This is a genomic window from Scandinavium lactucae, assembly GCF_033843265.1.
Taxonomy (GTDB): Bacteria; Pseudomonadota; Gammaproteobacteria; order Enterobacterales; family Enterobacteriaceae; genus Scandinavium; species Scandinavium lactucae.
Map to the genome: position 1 here is coordinate 167,610 of NZ_JAWXRD010000029.1, position 16,150 is coordinate 183,759.

At 55.1% G+C, this 16,150-nt stretch carries 15 protein-coding genes; 9 read left to right on the forward strand and 6 right to left on the reverse strand.

What is annotated here, in order from left to right; translation table 11 throughout:
- The first annotated feature begins 5 nt into the window (after positions 1 to 5).
- Positions 6 to 2,027 (forward strand): oxidoreductase, encoded by a 2,022-nt coding sequence (locus SIK69_RS11310; RefSeq protein WP_319786118.1) that lies wholly within the window; start codon positions 6 to 8, stop codon positions 2,025 to 2,027.
- 30 nt (positions 2,028 to 2,057) lie between these two features.
- Here SIK69_RS11310 and SIK69_RS11315 read toward each other — a convergent pair whose 3' ends face one another.
- From SIK69_RS11315 to rlmG, 3 genes are all read right to left on the reverse strand, one after another.
- Positions 2,058 to 2,474: a helix-turn-helix domain-containing protein gene (locus SIK69_RS11315; RefSeq protein ID WP_319786167.1), complete on the reverse strand. Its 417-nt coding sequence runs from the start codon at positions 2,472 to 2,474 to the stop codon at positions 2,058 to 2,060.
- On the reverse strand, positions 2,471 to 2,785 hold the full coding sequence (locus SIK69_RS11320) for a type II toxin-antitoxin system HigB family toxin (RefSeq protein WP_319786119.1): 315 nt from the start codon (positions 2,783 to 2,785) through the stop codon (positions 2,471 to 2,473). The genes SIK69_RS11315 and SIK69_RS11320 overlap by 4 nt, the downstream gene beginning before the upstream one ends.
- A 215-nt stretch (positions 2,786 to 3,000) precedes the next feature.
- Positions 3,001 to 4,137 (reverse strand): 23S rRNA (guanine(1835)-N(2))-methyltransferase RlmG, encoded by a 1,137-nt coding sequence (rlmG, locus tag SIK69_RS11325; protein ID WP_319628730.1) that lies wholly within the window; start codon positions 4,135 to 4,137, stop codon positions 3,001 to 3,003.
- Positions 4,138 to 4,220: 83 nt separating this feature from the next.
- Between rlmG and SIK69_RS11330 the strand changes: the two genes are divergently transcribed.
- From SIK69_RS11330 to sstT, 4 genes are all read left to right on the forward strand, one after another.
- On the forward strand, positions 4,221 to 4,721 hold the full coding sequence (locus tag SIK69_RS11330) for a M48 metallopeptidase family protein (RefSeq protein ID WP_319628731.1): 501 nt from the start codon (positions 4,221 to 4,223) through the stop codon (positions 4,719 to 4,721).
- Between the two features lie 72 nt (positions 4,722 to 4,793).
- On the forward strand, positions 4,794 to 5,792 hold the full coding sequence (locus tag SIK69_RS11335; RefSeq protein ID WP_319628732.1) for a Gfo/Idh/MocA family protein: 999 nt from the start codon (positions 4,794 to 4,796) through the stop codon (positions 5,790 to 5,792).
- A 268-nt stretch (positions 5,793 to 6,060) separates the two neighbouring features.
- Positions 6,061 to 7,029, forward strand: a complete 969-nt coding sequence (locus SIK69_RS11340; RefSeq protein ID WP_319628734.1) for a TerC family protein — start codon at positions 6,061 to 6,063, stop codon at positions 7,027 to 7,029.
- A 222-nt stretch (positions 7,030 to 7,251) separates the two neighbouring features.
- The gene (gene sstT, locus SIK69_RS11345; protein ID WP_319628735.1) at positions 7,252 to 8,496 is read left to right on the forward strand and encodes a serine/threonine transporter SstT; all 1,245 of its coding nucleotides are present in this window, start codon (positions 7,252 to 7,254) and stop codon (positions 8,494 to 8,496) included.
- Between the two features lie 24 nt (positions 8,497 to 8,520).
- Here the strand turns inward: sstT and SIK69_RS11350 are convergent, their stop codons facing one another.
- The 3 genes from SIK69_RS11350 to uxaC all read right to left on the reverse strand — a co-directional run bounded on the left by SIK69_RS11350 (position 8,521) and on the right by uxaC (position 12,096).
- A complete protein-coding gene (locus SIK69_RS11350; RefSeq protein ID WP_319628736.1) occupies positions 8,521 to 9,087 on the reverse strand; it encodes a YgjV family protein in 567 nt (188 codons plus the stop codon).
- A 74-nt stretch (positions 9,088 to 9,161) separates the two neighbouring features.
- On the reverse strand, positions 9,162 to 10,649 hold the full coding sequence (locus tag SIK69_RS11355) for a UxaA family hydrolase (protein WP_319628737.1): 1,488 nt from the start codon (positions 10,647 to 10,649) through the stop codon (positions 9,162 to 9,164).
- Between the two features lie 34 nt (positions 10,650 to 10,683).
- Positions 10,684 to 12,096 (reverse strand): glucuronate isomerase, encoded by a 1,413-nt coding sequence (uxaC, locus tag SIK69_RS11360; RefSeq protein ID WP_319628738.1) that lies wholly within the window; start codon positions 12,094 to 12,096, stop codon positions 10,684 to 10,686.
- A gap of 468 nt (positions 12,097 to 12,564) precedes the next feature.
- Here uxaC and SIK69_RS11365 point away from each other — a divergent pair, with 468 nt between their 5' ends.
- From SIK69_RS11365 to mzrA, 4 genes are all read left to right on the forward strand, one after another.
- Positions 12,565 to 13,860 carry an MFS transporter gene (locus tag SIK69_RS11365; protein WP_319628739.1) on the forward strand — a complete coding sequence of 432 codons (1,296 nt, stop codon included), beginning with the start codon at positions 12,565 to 12,567 and terminating at the stop codon, positions 13,858 to 13,860.
- A 120-nt stretch (positions 13,861 to 13,980) separates the two neighbouring features.
- A complete protein-coding gene (gene exuR, locus SIK69_RS11370; protein WP_319628740.1) occupies positions 13,981 to 14,757 on the forward strand; it encodes a transcriptional regulator ExuR in 777 nt (258 codons plus the stop codon).
- Positions 14,758 to 15,073: 316 nt separating this feature from the next.
- On the forward strand, positions 15,074 to 15,736 hold the full coding sequence (gene yqjA, locus SIK69_RS11375) for a DedA family general envelope maintenance protein YqjA (protein WP_319628741.1): 663 nt from the start codon (positions 15,074 to 15,076) through the stop codon (positions 15,734 to 15,736).
- A 2-nt stretch (positions 15,737 to 15,738) separates the two neighbouring features.
- Positions 15,739 to 16,125: an EnvZ/OmpR regulon moderator MzrA gene (gene mzrA, locus SIK69_RS11380; RefSeq protein WP_319628742.1), complete on the forward strand. Its 387-nt coding sequence runs from the start codon at positions 15,739 to 15,741 to the stop codon at positions 16,123 to 16,125.
- Positions 16,126 to 16,150: the final 25 nt, after the last annotated feature.

Genomic DNA, 16,150 nt, shown 5'->3' on the forward strand with positions numbered 1-16,150 from the left:
CGATTATGAGCCACTACCCGTCGTTATTCGCCCCGCTCGACCTGGGCTTCACCACGCTGAAAAACCGTGTCCTGATGGGCTCAATGCATACCGGTCTGGAGGAACGCCCGGACGGTACCGAACGGCTGGCGGCCTTTTATGCCGAGCGCGCCCGTCACGGCGTGGCGCTGATCGTCACCGGCGGTGTGGCCCCGGCGCTGTCTGGCGTAGGCATGGAAGGTGGCGCGGTGCTCAACGATGCCAGCCAGCTGGCACACCATCGTCCGATCACCGAGGCGGTACATAAAGAAGGCGGCAAAATCGCACTGCAAATTCTGCATACCGGGCGTTACAGCTATCAGCCGCGCCCGGTGGCACCGTCGGCTCTACAGGCACCGATTAACCGTTTCGCTCCCCACGCGCTGACCCATGACGAGATCCTGGCCCTGATCGACGACTTTGCCCAGTGCGCTCTGCTGGCACGGGACGCGGGCTACGACGGGGTGGAAGTGATGGGCTCTGAGGGTTACCTGATCAACGAATTTCTCGCCGTACGTACCAACCAGCGCGACGATCAATGGGGCGGCGACTGGGCGCGGCGGATGCGCTTCGCGGTGGAGGTGGTACGTGCCGTGCGCGAACGCGTGGGCGCAGAATTTATCATTATCTATCGCCTGTCGATGCTCGATTTGGTCGAAGGCGGCGGTAACTTTGACGAAACCGTCGAGCTGGCGCAGGCTATCGAAGCGGCGGGGGCGACGATCATTAACACCGGGATTGGCTGGCATGAGGCGCGGATCCCGACCATCGCCACGCCGGTGCCGCGAGGGGCGTTCAGTTGGGTGACGCGCAAGCTGAAGGGGAGAGTGAACGTCCCGTTGATAACCACCAACCGGATTAACGATCCGCAGGTGGCGGATGAGATCCTTGCCCGGGGCGATGCCGATATGGTGTCGATGGCGCGACCGTTTCTGGCCGATCCCGAACTGTTATCGAAAGCACAAAGTGGGCGAGCCGATGAGATAAATACCTGTATCGGCTGTAACCAGGCCTGCCTCGATCAGATTTTTGTCGGCAAAGTGACATCCTGTCTGGTGAACCCGCGCGCCTGTCATGAAACGCGGATGCCGGTGATAGCGGCGGTGCAGAAAAAGAACCTGGCCGTAGTCGGTGCCGGGCCTGCCGGACTGGCGTTCGCCATCAACGCTGCGGCCCGTGGGCATCAGGTCACGCTGTTTGATGCCGCCGGCGAAATCGGTGGTCAGTTCAATATTGCCAAGCAGATCCCAGGCAAAGAGGAGTTCTATGAAACCCTGCGCTATTACCGCCGGATGATTGACCTGAACGGCGTGAAGCTGGAGCTGAACCGCTTTGTCGGCGCAGAACAGTTGGCCGAATTTGACGAAACGATCCTCGCCACGGGGATTGAGCCGCGGATGCCCGCCATCGACGGTATTGATCATCCGAAGGTGCTGACCTATCTGGACGTACTGCGCGATAAGACCCCGGTCGGGCAGAAAGTGGCGATTATCGGCTGCGGTGGCATCGGCTTTGATACTGCGATGTATTTAAGCCAGCCGGGCGAGGCGACCAGCCAGAATATCGCAGAGTTTTGCGTGGAATGGGGCATCGACACCAGCCTGCAACTGCACGGCGGCCTGCGTCCGGAAGGGCCACAGCTACAAAAAAGCCCGCGCCAGATTGTGATGCTCCAGCGTAAAGCCAGCAAGCCAGGCGAAGGGCTGGGCAAAACCACCGGCTGGATCCATCGTACTACCCTACTCGCCCGCGGCGTGAAAATGTTCCCATCGGTAAGCTATCAGAAAATTGATGATGACGGCCTGCACGTCCTGATTGGCGGTGAAGCACAGCTGCTGGCAGTGGACCAGGTGATAATCTGTGCCGGACAGGATCCACGCCGTGATCTCGCCGAAGCGCTACGCGCCGCCGGTAAACCGGTGCATCTGATCGGGGGCTGCGACGTGGCGATGGAGCTGGACGCCCGCCGGGCTATCGCCCAGGGCACCAGGCTGGCACTGGAGATTTAGGGCAAATGCTGACATCTCACCTGTAAGGTGTTAATCGATAAACATGGCGGGCGAAATGTCAAAGCGCTTCGCCAGCTTTTTCGCGTGCTCAAGCGTTAGCTTACGTTTGCCATTGAGTACCCGGGAAACCATTGATTTACTGCCAATTTCAGGGAAATCAGAGAGCGTGAGGTTGTGCTGGTTTATCAACGTATGAAGAACCGCAACGCCCACAGGAATCGCTTTCATACGGGCTATGAAATCTGCCGTTTCTGGCAGCGTTTTCTCATATGCTGCTACATGGCTGCAGGCAATATCTAACAACGGGTTAGTCGGATCGTTGAGCAGTAAATACTCTACAAACTCAAGCGCTTCTTCATACTGCTGCGGTGTATGAATCCCGGCCAGAAACGGGGCTACCGCAATTAACGCTTTTCCCGCCTCCAGGATTTCGACGATCACCATTATTTTTTCCCCTTTGTGCGGTACATAGCTGTAAACATGTCATATTCCTGGTGAGTGAAAATGTGGCGAACATAAAATTTTTGGCTTTCAAAAAAGATGAGTGCAACCAAACGAAGCTCATTGCGCCCAACATTAAGTACGTAGTATTTATCAAGATATTTGAAATTATCCAGCGATGGGAGCATCGCTCTCAGGCTTTGTGGTGTTTTAAAATATCCTTTATGGATTAGGGAACCCAACTCCAACAATTCCTGCTCATGCTGTGGATATTTCCGTGCGGCATCCGTTAAAGCCTTAAAAGCGATTAAGTGCATTCTTCATCACATCCGTTGACGAATTGAGTAAAGAGTAACCATAAGTTGCCAGTATGGCAACACATGACATCTTAAAAGACGCGCTTAACGTAGACCTGCGGGAGGGTTAGTTACCAGCGAATTTGCAGAAAGTAGCCAGGGGATTTGAGATTTTGCGAGCAGGGTTCCTGAATTACCCGACAGCAATATCGCTGTCGGGTGACGATCATTCGCAGTTAGCGATTACGCCCTAATTTCACCGCTTTGAGGATAACAAATTTCTGATTGGTGGCGATGGTTGTGCAGTTGCCAAAAATCTTCTTCAGCTTGTGGAAATAGTCGAGATGTCGGTTGGCGACGATAACCAGTTCGCCGTTGATTTTCAGGCAGCGGCGCGCGTGGTGGAACATTTCCCACGCGATGTTATCGGTCAGAGCATGCTGCTGATGGAACGGCGGGTTGCACAGCACCGCATTGAAGCGGAACGGTTCGACGCCGGACAGCGCATTGTTAATCATGAACTCGCAGCGATCCAGTGCTTCAGGCATATTGGCTTCGACGTTCATACGGCTTGAACTGACGGCCATCGGCGATTCGTCAACAAACACCACGTTCGCCAGCGGGTTACGTTCCAACAGGCTCAGGCCAACAACGCCGTTACCGCAGCCAAGATCAACGATTTCACCTTCCAGATCGCTCGGCAAGTGCTCCATAAAGAAGCGAGCGCCAATATCCAACCCGGTGCGAGAGAATACGTTCGCGTGGTTGTGGATGGTCCAGTTGGTTCCTTCCAGCGGCCAGCTGAGCACCTGAGAAACATCTTCCAGCGCCGGAGCGTTGAAGGTGCAGTTAATCAGACGCGCCTTTTTCCACGCCAGCGTGGTGGTGGTTGGGCCGAGGATTTTCTCGAACAGCTCCAGCGTGGAGTTGTGAACGTCACGCGCTTTTGCGCCGCCGATAATGCGGGTTTCCGGGGTCACCACTTGGCGCAGGGCACGCAGCTGCTGTTCCAGTAACGCCAGCGTTTTCGGGATCTTAATCAGCACCACAGCCGGAGCCGCAGGGTATTCACCGGTGCTGTCGCGGAAGGTCACGCTGTTTTCCGGGATGTCGTTGTGGCGCAGATTCTCGCGGGTCGCCAGTTCGCTCAGGTACGAATCGCCGATGCTGTACGGCTGGTGTTCCGCCAGCGCACAGGCCAGTGCGCCGAAGGTATCGTTAAAGACGAGGACCGGGCCGCTGATGTCGGTACCGTCCAACTGTTGCAGCAGATATTCGTCTGCCGCTTCCCACGCTTGCAGCGGGCTAACGTCGTCCGTTTCCGGGAAACGTTTTAATGTCAGTGAACGAAAACCGTTGTCTGATTGGCTCATCGGCCCTCCTGGATGGTAAAATTCGGTGATATCCCCGATTGGGGGCGTGAGTATACCCCTTTTTTCTCTATTTCGAGACATACATGAGCGAACTGACGTATTTAAGCGGTTATCCCGAGCAACTCCTTGCCCAGGTTCGCACCCTGATTGCAGAACAGCGCCTCGGCGAGGTGCTGCAAAAGCGCTATCCGGAGAAGCACGACATCACCAATGACAAGGCGCTGTGGGAATTTACGCAAAACCTGAAAAACCGTTATATGCGCAGCGCGCCGCCGATCAATAAGGTGATGTTCGACAACAAAATCCACGTGCTGAAAAATGCGCTGGGACTGCATACCGCGGTTTCGCGCGTGCAAGGCGGGAAGCTGAAAGCGAAGGCCGAAATCCGCGTCGCCACCGTTTTTCGCCAGTCGCCGGAAGCCTTTTTGCGGATGATCGTGGTGCATGAACTGGCGCATCTGAAGGAAAAAGATCATAACAAAGCCTTCTATCAGCTGTGCTGCCATATGGAACCACAGTATCACCAGCTAGAGTTTGATACCCGGCTGTGGCTGACTCAACTTTCGCTACCCGGATCTGCGTAAGCGCGCACTGGTTTTGTCATGGTGGCGTGCTAAAGTGGCCGAAGGTCCCTTTTTCGGAGTACGTCAATTCTCATGATACGTTTCGCAGTCATTGGCACAAACTGGATCACCCGTCAGTTTGTCGATGCCGCCCATGAAACGGGCAAATATAAGCTCACCGCCGTCTATTCCCGCAGCCTTGAACAGGCCCAGGATTTCGCCCGCGATTATATGGTGGAGACTCTCTTCACTTCGCTTGAGGAGATGGCGCAAAGCGATGTGATTGATGCGGTGTATATTGCCAGCCCGAACTCCCTGCACTTCCCGCAAACCCAACTTTTCCTCCGCCACAAAAAACATGTGATCTGTGAGAAGCCGCTGGCATCTAATATTGCGGAAGTGGAAGCAGCTATTGCGCTGGCGCGTGAGAACCAGGTGGTGCTGTTCGAAGCGTTCAAAACCGCGAGCCTGCCGAACTTCCTTCAGCTCCAGCAGGCACTCGGCAAAGTGGGCAAAGTGCGCAAGGCGTTGATCAACTACTGTCAGTACTCCTCGCGCTATCAACGTTATCTCGATGGCGAAAACCCGAATACCTTTAACCCGGCGTTCTCGAACGGCTCGATTATGGATATCGGTTTCTACTGCCTCGCTTCTGCGGTGGCGCTGTGGGGCGAACCGCACGGCGTGCAAGCCAGTGCCACATTGCTGGAAAGCGGCGTCGATGCACACGGCGTGGTGGTTCTCGATTACGGTGATTTCAGCGTGACGCTGCAACACTCCAAGGTCAGCGATTCGGTGCTGCCAAGCGAAATCCAGGGCGAAGAAGGCTCGCTGATTATCGAGAAAATTTCCGAGTGCCAGAAAGTGTCCTTCGTGCCGCGCGGCGGGAAAGCGCAGGACCTGACTCAGCCACAGCATATCAACACCATGCTGTATGAAGCAGAAGTGTTTGCACGTCTGGTGGAAGAGAATGAAGTCAATCATCCGGGGCTGGCGGTCAGCCGCACGACCGCAAAACTGTCGACTGAAATTCGTCGCCAGACCGGGGTGGTGTTCCCGGCTGACGGTGTGAACCAGAGCCTGCCCGCGTAAAGCTGTGTAAAACACGGGTTACAGGCCATTGACGCCATCAATGGCCTGTAATATTTTGACACACGCAAAGGGGAGTAACTTGTTTGCCGGTGGATCGTCATTACGATGCGAAAGCATCCGGTCGCCGGGCAACAGAAAAGAAATTTACTGTAGATTTCTTTTTTGTTGTAAGTGAGACCTTGCCGAAAGGCGAGGTCCGAGCAAAAAATCCTGCAACGGCTATCGTCTTTTGGACGTTAGCCGTTTTTTTTTGCTTAAAGGGTAGATTATGAATACTGTCGGAACCCCGCTGTTATGGGGCGGATTTGCTGTGGTGGTCGTCATTATGTTGGCGATCGACCTGCTGTTACAAGGGCGGCGCGGCGCGCACTCCATGACCATGAAACAGGCGGCCAGCTGGTCGCTGGTGTGGGTCACGTTGTCACTGCTGTTTAACCTCGCCTTCTGGTGGTATCTCACGCAGACGCAGGGCCGCGCGGTGGCCGATCCGCAGGCGCTGGCGTTCCTCACCGGTTATCTGATTGAAAAAGCCCTGGCGGTTGATAACGTCTTCGTCTGGCTGATGCTGTTCAGTTACTTTGCGGTGCCTGCGGCGTTGCAGCGTCGGGTGCTGGTTTATGGTGTTCTGGGCGCGATCGTGCTGCGTACTATCATGATCTTCACCGGTAGCTGGCTGATTTCTCAGTTTGAATGGCTGCTGTATGTTTTCGGTGCGTTCCTGTTGTTCACCGGCGTGAAAATGGCGCTGGCGAAGGAAGACGATGCGGGTATTGGCGATAAGCCGCTGGTGCGCTGGATCCGCAGCCATCTGCGGATGACCGATAAAATCGAAGGTGAGCATTTCTTCGTACGCAAAAACGGCCTGCTGTTCGCCACGCCGCTGCTGCTGGTGCTGATCCTCGTTGAACTGAGCGACGTGATTTTCGCAGTAGACAGCATCCCGGCTATCTTCGCGGTGACCACTGACCCGTTCATCGTACTGACGTCAAACCTGTTTGCTATCCTCGGCCTGCGTGCGATGTATTTCCTGCTGGCGGGCGTGGCAGAGCGCTTCTCGATGCTGAAGTATGGTCTGTCGGTGATTCTGGTGTTTATCGGGATCAAGATGCTGATTATCGACTTCTTCCACATCCCTATCGCTATCTCGCTCGGCGTGGTGTTTGGGATCTTGATAGTGACGCTGCTGATTAACCTGTGGGTGAACCACCAGCACGATAAAAAGAAACTCGCTGAATAAGCCTAATGGCCCGGAAACGCCGGGCCATTTTTTTGTGGTTTATGTCAATTTATTGTTATCTGATAGTTAAAAAATAAGACACGGACGAAATTATCAGCACGTTCCCCTTCCTCATAGCCTGAACATCTTTATACTCATCCAGGCAAACATTTGTTACATCCTGTGAAATGCGACCGAAGAGCCGCCGGGATGGAACCACAATACGACTGAAGGAAAAGTTAAATGACTACGCAACGCCCCTCTGGCTTGCTGCAGCGCCTCGCTGCCGGCAGCCTGGTAAAACAAATTCTGGTGGGCCTGATTCTGGGTATTCTGCTGGCGTGGATTTCTAAACCTGCCGCAGAAGCCGTTGGCCTGTTTGGCACCCTGTTCGTCGGCGCACTAAAAGCCGTCGCCCCGGTGCTGGTACTGATGCTGGTGATGGCCTCGATCGCAAACCATCAGCACGGCCAGAAAACCAGTATTCGCCCGATCCTGTTCCTGTATCTGCTGGGTACCTTTGCCGCCGCGCTGACCGCGGTACTGTTCAGCTTCGTGTTCCCTTCTACGTTGCACCTGAGCACCAGCGCGGGCGATATCACACCGCCGTCTGGCATTGTGGAAGTGCTGCGTGGCCTGCTGATGAGCATGGTGTCTAACCCGATTGACGCACTGCTGAATGCTAACTATATCGGCATTCTTGTCTGGGCCGTGGGACTGGGCTTCGCGCTGCGTCACGGAAACGAAACCACCAAAAATCTGGTTAATGACCTGTCTAACGCCGTCACCTTTATGGTGAAAGTGGTGATTCGCTTTGCGCCGATCGGCATTTTCGGTCTGGTCTCTTCGACGCTGGCCACCACCGGGTTTGAAACGCTGTGGGGTTATGCGCAACTGCTGGTAGTACTGATCGGCTGTATGCTGCTGGTGGCGCTGGTGATTAACCCGCTGCTGGTGTTCTGGAAGATCCGCCGCAACCCTTATCCGCTGGTGCTGATGTGCCTGCGTGAGAGCGGCGTGTACGCCTTCTTTACCCGCAGCTCTGCCGCGAATATTCCGGTGAATATGGCGCTGGCCGAAAAACTGAATCTCGACCGCGATACCTATTCGGTGTCGATCCCGCTGGGCGCGACCATCAACATGGCCGGGGCGGCAATCACCATCACCGTACTGACGCTGGCGGCGGTCCACACCCTCGGTATTCCGGTAGATTTACCGACCGCTCTGCTGCTGAGCGTGGTTGCGGCGCTGTGTGCCTGTGGTGCATCCGGCGTGGCGGGGGGTTCCCTGCTGCTGATCCCGCTGGCCTGTAACATGTTCGGCATTCCAAACGACGTGGCGATGCAGGTGGTGGCCGTCGGCTTTATCATCGGCGTGTTACAGGATTCCTGCGAAACCGCGCTTAACTCCTCCACCGACGTGCTGTTTACCGCAGCGGCCTGTCAGGCCGAAGACGAGCGCCTGGCACGCGTTGGGCTGCGCAGTTAATCCCCTGCGTTTTTAGCCCTTCTGCTAACGTGCGGAAGGGCTTTCTTCCTGCAAGTCTTCCTGTCGTTTTGTTTCCGCTTTAAATGGGTCAATTCCGCGTTTCTGCATCCGCCAGAAGCGAATGATGTTCAGGCCATTCATCACCAGAAAACTCCCCTCAATCAGCGTGCCGCCAATCGATCCCAGCCAGAAGTTGTGGATAACCCAACAGGCCGTGGAGCACCAAATGATGCAGCGCATCGTCAGGCCCTGGCAGCGGAACAGCGCCCAGGTACTGACCAGCGTGCCCGCCACTGGCAGCAGCTCCATCGGATGATGAAATTTGGCGAGGCCAATCCCGCCGGTCAGAACGATAAACAGCGCCATCACCCATAGGCTACGGGTGCGCAGGGTTATCAGGGTTCGGACGGCGTTGAGCATCGCGCTGGAGCCTGCGGGAAACGCGCCCATCAGGAAAAAATGCACGCCGATAATGGCGCTGTAGAGGGAGAGCTGTTTTTTAAATCGTCGCTCGTCGCGGTTGATGAACGTCGTGATGCCCACCAGAAAGGCGATGACGCCGACGCCCTGGGCTAGCCAATACGCGGTCATGTGAAGTCCTTTGGATGACGCAGAAAAAGAAACGGCGCTTCAGAATATGAAACGCCGTTTTAGCTTAACGAGGTTTAAAGCGTGACGCCAGACTTAAAGATAGCCAGTTCACGGAAATCATTCTTTTCGTTACAGGTTTGCTTACCGTTGGCAAAGTCGACGATGCTGTCGACGAATTCGGTCAGCAGCTCTGGCATCGCTTTACCGTGGATAAGTTGCCCGGCATCGAAGTCGATCCAGTGCTTTTTCTTCGCCGCCAGCTCGCTGTTGGTGGCGATTTTCACCGTGGGCACAAAACCGCCATACGGGGTGCCGCGTCCGGTGCTGAATAGCACCATGTGACAGCCCGCCCCGGCCAGGGCGCTGGTCGCCACCGCATCATTCCCCGGGGCGCTCAGCAGATTCAGACCGTGGGTTTTCAGGCGTTCGCCATAGCGCAGTACATCAACCACCTGGCTGGAACCCGCTTTCTGCGTGCAGCCGAGCGATTTCTCTTCCAGGGTAGTAATGCCGCCAGCCTTGTTGCCCGGCGATGGGTTCTCATAAATCGGCTGATTGTGGGCGATGAAGTACTGTTTGAAATCGTTGACCATGGTGACGGTCTTTTCAAACGTAGCTTCATCGCGGCAGTGACTCATCAGGATCTGCTCCGCGCCGAACATTTCCGGCACTTCTGTCAGCACCGTGGTGCCACCATTGCCAATCACATAATCAGAGAAACGGCCAAGCATCGGGTTGGCGGTAATGCCGGACAGGCCATCAGACCCACCGCACTCCAGACCAAACTTCAGCTCGCTGAGTTTGCCCGGTTCGCGTTTATCGTGGCGCATCACGTCGTACAGTTGATGCAGGTGCTCAAGGCCCGCTTCCACTTCATCATCCTGCTTCTGGCAGATCATAAAGTGCACGCGGTCGGCATCGAATTCGCCCAGCGTTTCGCGGAAGGCATCGACCTGGTTGTTTTCACACCCGAGACCAATCACCAGCACCGCCCCGGCGTTCGGGTGACGCACCATGTTTTGCAGCATGGTGCGGGTGTTGATGTGGTCGTCGCCGAGCTGGGAACAGCCGTAGGTATGGCTGAACAGGAACACACCGTCGGTGCCTTCGGCATCATTCGTCTCTTTCAGGAAACGGTTCTGAATTTGACGGGCAATACCGTTTACACAGCCGACGGTTGGCAGGATCCACAGTTCATTGCGGACGCCCACTTCCCCGTTGGCGCGGCGATAAAGCTGAACATCGCGATCGCCTGCCTGACTCAGTTCACTGTGTAATTCGGGTTGATAGCTGTACTCGTCTAAATCGCTGAGATTGGTCCGCGTGTTGTGGGAGTGAATATGTTCCCCGGGCGCAATGTCCGTTAGCGCATGACCAATAGGCAGACCATATTTGACGACGTTTTCACCCTTCGCAATCGCACACAGAGCAAACTTATGTCCGCGCACGACGTCGGACTGCAACCGTACCGTCTGACCGTCCACGGTCACTTCCTGCCCCGCCGCGATGTCAGCCAGCGCGACGATGACGTTGTCCAGCGAATGGATCTTGATGTATTGCATATCAACCAGCCTCGATGCCCGCATCTGTTGCGGATTAGTTCAGTTCAATGGCGAAGTAGTCACGCGCATTGTTAAAGCAGATATTTTTCACCATCTCGCCCAGCAGCTGAATATCCGCTGGCGCTTCACCCGCTGCCACCCAACGACCCATCATCTGGCACAGAATGCGGCGGAAGTATTCATGACGGGTATAAGACAGGAAGCTGCGGCTGTCGGTCAGCATACCGACAAAGCGGCTCAGCAGACCTAGCTGCGCCAGCTGGGTCATTTGACGTTCCATGCCGTCTTTCTGATCGTTGAACCACCAGCCGGAACCGAACTGCATTTTGCCCGGCATCCCTTCGCCCTGGAAGTTACCGATCATGGTGCCCAGCACTTCGTTATCACGCGGGTTCAGACAGTACAGAATGGTTTTCGGCAGCAGGTTTTCTTCGTTCTGCTTACTCAGCAGTTTTGACAGCTCTTCCGCCAGCGGACGGTCATTGATTGAGTCAAAGCCAACGTCTGCGCCCAGCAGTTTGAACTGGCGCTGGTTGTTATTGCGCAGCGCACCGATGTGATATTGCTGCACCCAACCGCGACGGGCGTATTCCCCACCCAGCCACACCAGAACGGCGGTTTTGAATTGGGCCACTTCGTGCTCACTCAGGGTTTCGCCTGACAGACGACGCGCCAGAATAGCGTCCAGTTCAGCTTCAGACGCTTCGGCAAACAGCACCACGTCCAGCGCATGATCCGACACTTTACAACCATGGGCTGCAAAGTGATCCAGACGACGGCCCAGCGCGGTTTGCAGATCACCGAAACGACGGATGTCGGTGTCAGAGACTTCGCCGAGCTTCGCCATGTAGTCGCTAAAGGTCGCTTGTTCAATATTGAACGCTTTATCCGGACGCCAGCTCGGCAGCACTTTGACGTCGAAGGTGGTGTCTTTTGCCACGATCGCGTGATGCTCCAGCGAATCGATCGGATCGTCGGTGGTGCCAACCATCTTGACGTTCATCTGCTTCATGATCCCACGCGCAGAGAAGGTGTCCTGTGCCAGCAGATCGTTGCACTGGTTCCAGATTTCATCGGCGGTAGACGGCGACAGCAGTTTACCGGTAATGCCAAACGGACGGCGCAGTTCGAGGTGCGTCCAGTGATACAGCGGGTTACCAATGGTGTGCGGCACGGTGGCGGCCCACGCATCGAATTTTTCACGGTCGGAGGCATCGCCGGTACACAGACGTTCAGCCACGCCGTTGGTGCGCATTGCACGCCATTTGTAGTGGTCACCTTTCAGCCAGATGTCATACAGGTTTTTGAAACGGTAATTTTCGGCAACCTGCTGCGGGGGTAAGTGGCAGTGGTAGTCGAAAATCGGCTGATCTTTGGCGTAGTCATGGTACAGACGGCGGGCAAATTCGGTGTCGAGCAGGAAATCTTCGGTCATAAACGGAGTCATTATCGTCTTCCTCTTAAAGAGTGCGTCAGATGCTTAACTGCAATGCTGCAAAGTTATCACACCAATTTCCAGTCGCCGAAGAATTTTTCGTGAGTCAGATCAATAAAAGCAGACAAAAAAAGTACCCAGAAAGAAGTAAACCACGTGCCAACCCGCACCGCTCTTGGCTTTGCGGGCTGGCGATAAAGACCCTACGTTTATTCCAACTTTTGTGACGGTTCTCACCTTTTAAAGTTGTATGACAAGTTATCTTTTGCCCCGTCGCAACCTATCAGCGCACTCAATGAATTATCGATGATACATACATCGGAACTACCCGGTACGGATACCGAATTCACAAGATGACTCATGGCAAGGTTCGGGCCGTTACAGGTTTAACTGTTACGCCCCCCGTTACTTAAACATCCTCCCTCCGCCGAGGAAGATGACCGCGCAGTGCGTGGATAAAACAAAATGACGAGGTTTTAGATGCGTAAAATTAAAGGGTTACGTTGGTACATGATTGCACTGGTGACCTTAGGTACCGTGCTGGGGTACCTCACCCGTAATACCGTGGCGGCCGCTGCGCCGACCTTTATGCAAGAACTGCATATTTCCACGCAGCAATACTCTTATATTATCGCGGCCTATTCAGCGGCTTACACCATCATGCAGCCGGTTGCAGGCTATGTACTTGACCTGTTAGGCACCAAAATCGGCTATGCGATGTTTGCCGTGCTATGGGCCTGCTTCTGTGGTGCGACCGCGCTGGCAGGCAGCTGGGGCGGACTGGCCGTTGCACGTGGTGCTGTCGGTGCCGCAGAAGCGGCGATGATCCCGGCAGGCCTGAAGGCCAGCTCGGAGTGGTTCCCGGCGAAAGAGCGTTCTGTGGCCGTCGGCTACTTCAACGTCGGCTCCTCCATCGGTGCCATGATTGCGCCTCCGCTGGTGGTGTGGGCTATCGTCATGCACAGCTGGCAGATGGCGTTCATTATCTCCGGCGTACTGAGCTTCGCCTGGGCAATGGCCTGGCTGATGTTCTACAAGCATCCACGTGACCAGAAAAAACTGACCGAAGAGGAACGCGACTACATTATTGGTGGTCAGGAAGCGCAGCATCAGACCGACAACGGCAAAAAAATGTCAGCCTGGCAGATCATCCGTAACCGCCAGTTCTGGGGCATCGCACTGCCACGTTTCCTGGCAGAACCGGCCTGGGGCACGTTCAACGCATGGATCCCGCTGTTCATGTTTAAAGTCTACGGCTTTGACCTGAAACACATCGCGATGTTTGCCTGGATGCCAATGCTGTTTGCTGACCTCGGCTGTATCGTTGGCGGCTACCTGCCTCCACTGTTCCAGCGTAAGTTTGGCGTGAACCTGATCGTGTCCCGTAAACTGGTGGTCACCATGGGTGCGGTCCTGATGATTGGCCCGGGTATGATTGGCCTGTTCACCAGCCCGTACGCTGCGATTGCCCTGCTGTGCGTCGGTGGCTTTGCTCACCAGGCCCTGTCAGGCGCACTGATTACGCTCTCTTCTGACGTGTTTGGTCGTAATGAAGTGGCCACGGCTAACGGCCTGACCGGTATGGCGGCCTGGACGGCAAGTACCCTGTTTGCACTGGTCGTCGGTGCGCTGGCCGATACCCTGGGCTTCAGCCCGCTGTTCGCGGTACTGGCGGTGTTCGACCTGCTCGGCGCGGTGGTTATCTGGACCGTGCTACAGAACAAACCGGCAGCCGATACGCTCCAGCCCGTCGGCGGTACAGCGACACAAAGCTAAGCCTTGTCACACCTGATATCTACGCCGCCCGATGGGCGGCTTTTTGCTATGATTGGGTGGTGAGATTTCGCTAAAAGTGGTATAACAAATCTCTCATGCCGTACCCTGCCTGGAGCGAATATGGAAATCACGGAACCACGCCGTTTATATCAACAGCTTGCCGCTGAGCTGAAAGATCGCATCGAGCAAGGCGTTTATCTGGTGGGCGATAAACTGCCTGCAGAACGTTTTATTGCCGATGAGAAGAACGTCAGCCGCACGGTTGTCCGTGAAGCCATCATTATGCTGGAAGTCGAAGGCTACGTTGAGGTGCGCAAGGGTTCTGGCATCCATGTCATTTCCAGCACCGCGAAGCACTATCAGGCCCCGGATGAATCCCTCGAATTTGCCAACTATGGCCCGTTCGAACTGCTTCAGGCCCGCCAGCTTATCGAAAGTAATATTGCTGAGTTTGCCGCGACCCAGGTCACCAAGCAGGACATCATGAAGCTGATGGAAATCCAGGACAACGCGCGTAAAGAGAAGTGTTTCCGCGACTCCGAATGGGATTTACAGTTTCACGTGCAGGTGGCCCTGGCCACGCAAAACACAGCCCTGGCCGCCATCGTCGAGAAAATGTGGACCCAGCGTGTGCACAACCCGTACTGGAAAAAACTGCATGACCATATCGATCTGCGTACGGTGGATAACTGGTGTGACGATCACGACCAGATTTTAAAAGCGCTGATCCGTAAAGATCCGCATGCCGCCAAACTGGCGATGTGGCAGCACCTGGAAAATACCAAACTGATGCTGTTCAACGAAACCAGCGATGATTTTGAATTCAACGCCGACCGGTACCTGTTCGCGGAAAACCCGGTGGTGCATCTCGATACCGCTGCCAACGGCCTAAAATAAGATTTTCCTCACCCTCGGTGCCATACCGAGGGTAAGCAAACCCACTATAGTGTCAGCCTGTGTAAAAACCCTCGCCTCTCCCCGCATCAGAAAGCAAAATCAACCTGCAACAAACTGCAATTTCTGTGACGTATAACCCATGGCTTTGTTACACTTAGATGCATTTTGTCGTCGCCGGTAAGGACCTTCCCCGCCCGCGAAAACATGGATAAGTTCGGAACGTGTTGCCAGCGTCCATAATTAATCAATAACGACTGACGTCCAGGCAGAACAACGCGTTCAGGCATGACATTAATCGATGTACCAGGAATCGTGAATGGAACTGTTAACCCAATTACTGAATGCCTTGTGGAGCCAGGATTTCGAAACCCTCGCTAACCCCTCCATGATAGGCATGCTCTATTTCGTCTTATTTATGATCCTATTCTTAGAGAACGGATTGTTGCCTGCCGCCTTTTTGCCGGGCGACAGCCTGCTGGTACTGGTTGGCGTGTTGATAGCCAAAGGTGCGATGGGCTTCCCGCAAACGTTGCTGCTGCTGACCACCGCCGCCAGCCTCGGTTGCTGGGTGAGCTACATTCAGGGTCGCTGGCTGGGGAATACGCGGATCGTGCAAAACTGGCTGTCGCATCTACCCGCTCATTACCACCAGCGGGCGCATCACCTGTTCCATAAGCACGGTTTATCCGCGCTGCTGGTCGGGCGCTTTATTGCCTTCGTGCGCACCCTGTTACCCACCATCGCCGGGTTGTCTGGCCTGAGCAGCGCACGTTTCCAGTTCTTCAACTGGATGAGCGGCCTGCTGTGGGTGCTGATTCTGACTTCGCTTGGCTACCTGCTGGGGAAAACCCCGGTGTTCCTGAAATATGAAGATGCGCTGATGTCCTGCCTGATGCTGCTGCCGGTGGTGCTGCTGGTGTTCGGCCTTATCGGTTCTATCGTGGTACTGCTGAAGAAAAAATACGGTAACCGGAGCTAAACATGGGATTCCGGAACGTCACCTTTCGCCGATTCAGCCTGAGCCTCGGCGCACTGCTTGTGCTGTGCGCGCTGCTGTGGTTCTGGGCCGCCATTCAACAACAGGAATCAACGCTTGCCATTCGCCCGGTAAACGCCAATTCCAGCATGCCGGATGGTTTCTCCATCTGGCATCATCTGGATGCCAACGGCATCCGCTTTAAAAGCATCACCCCGCAGAACGATGCATTAGTGATTAAATTTGAATCCAGCGATCAGAGCGCCGCCGCCAAAGAGGTGCTCGACAGAACCCTGCCCCAGGGTTATATCGTCGCGCTTCAGGATGACGATGACACACTGGCTCCGCAGTGGCTCTCCCGCCTTCGAGATACCCCGCACCGGTTCGGTTAACCTCCTTCCAGGATTCTGAATCTTT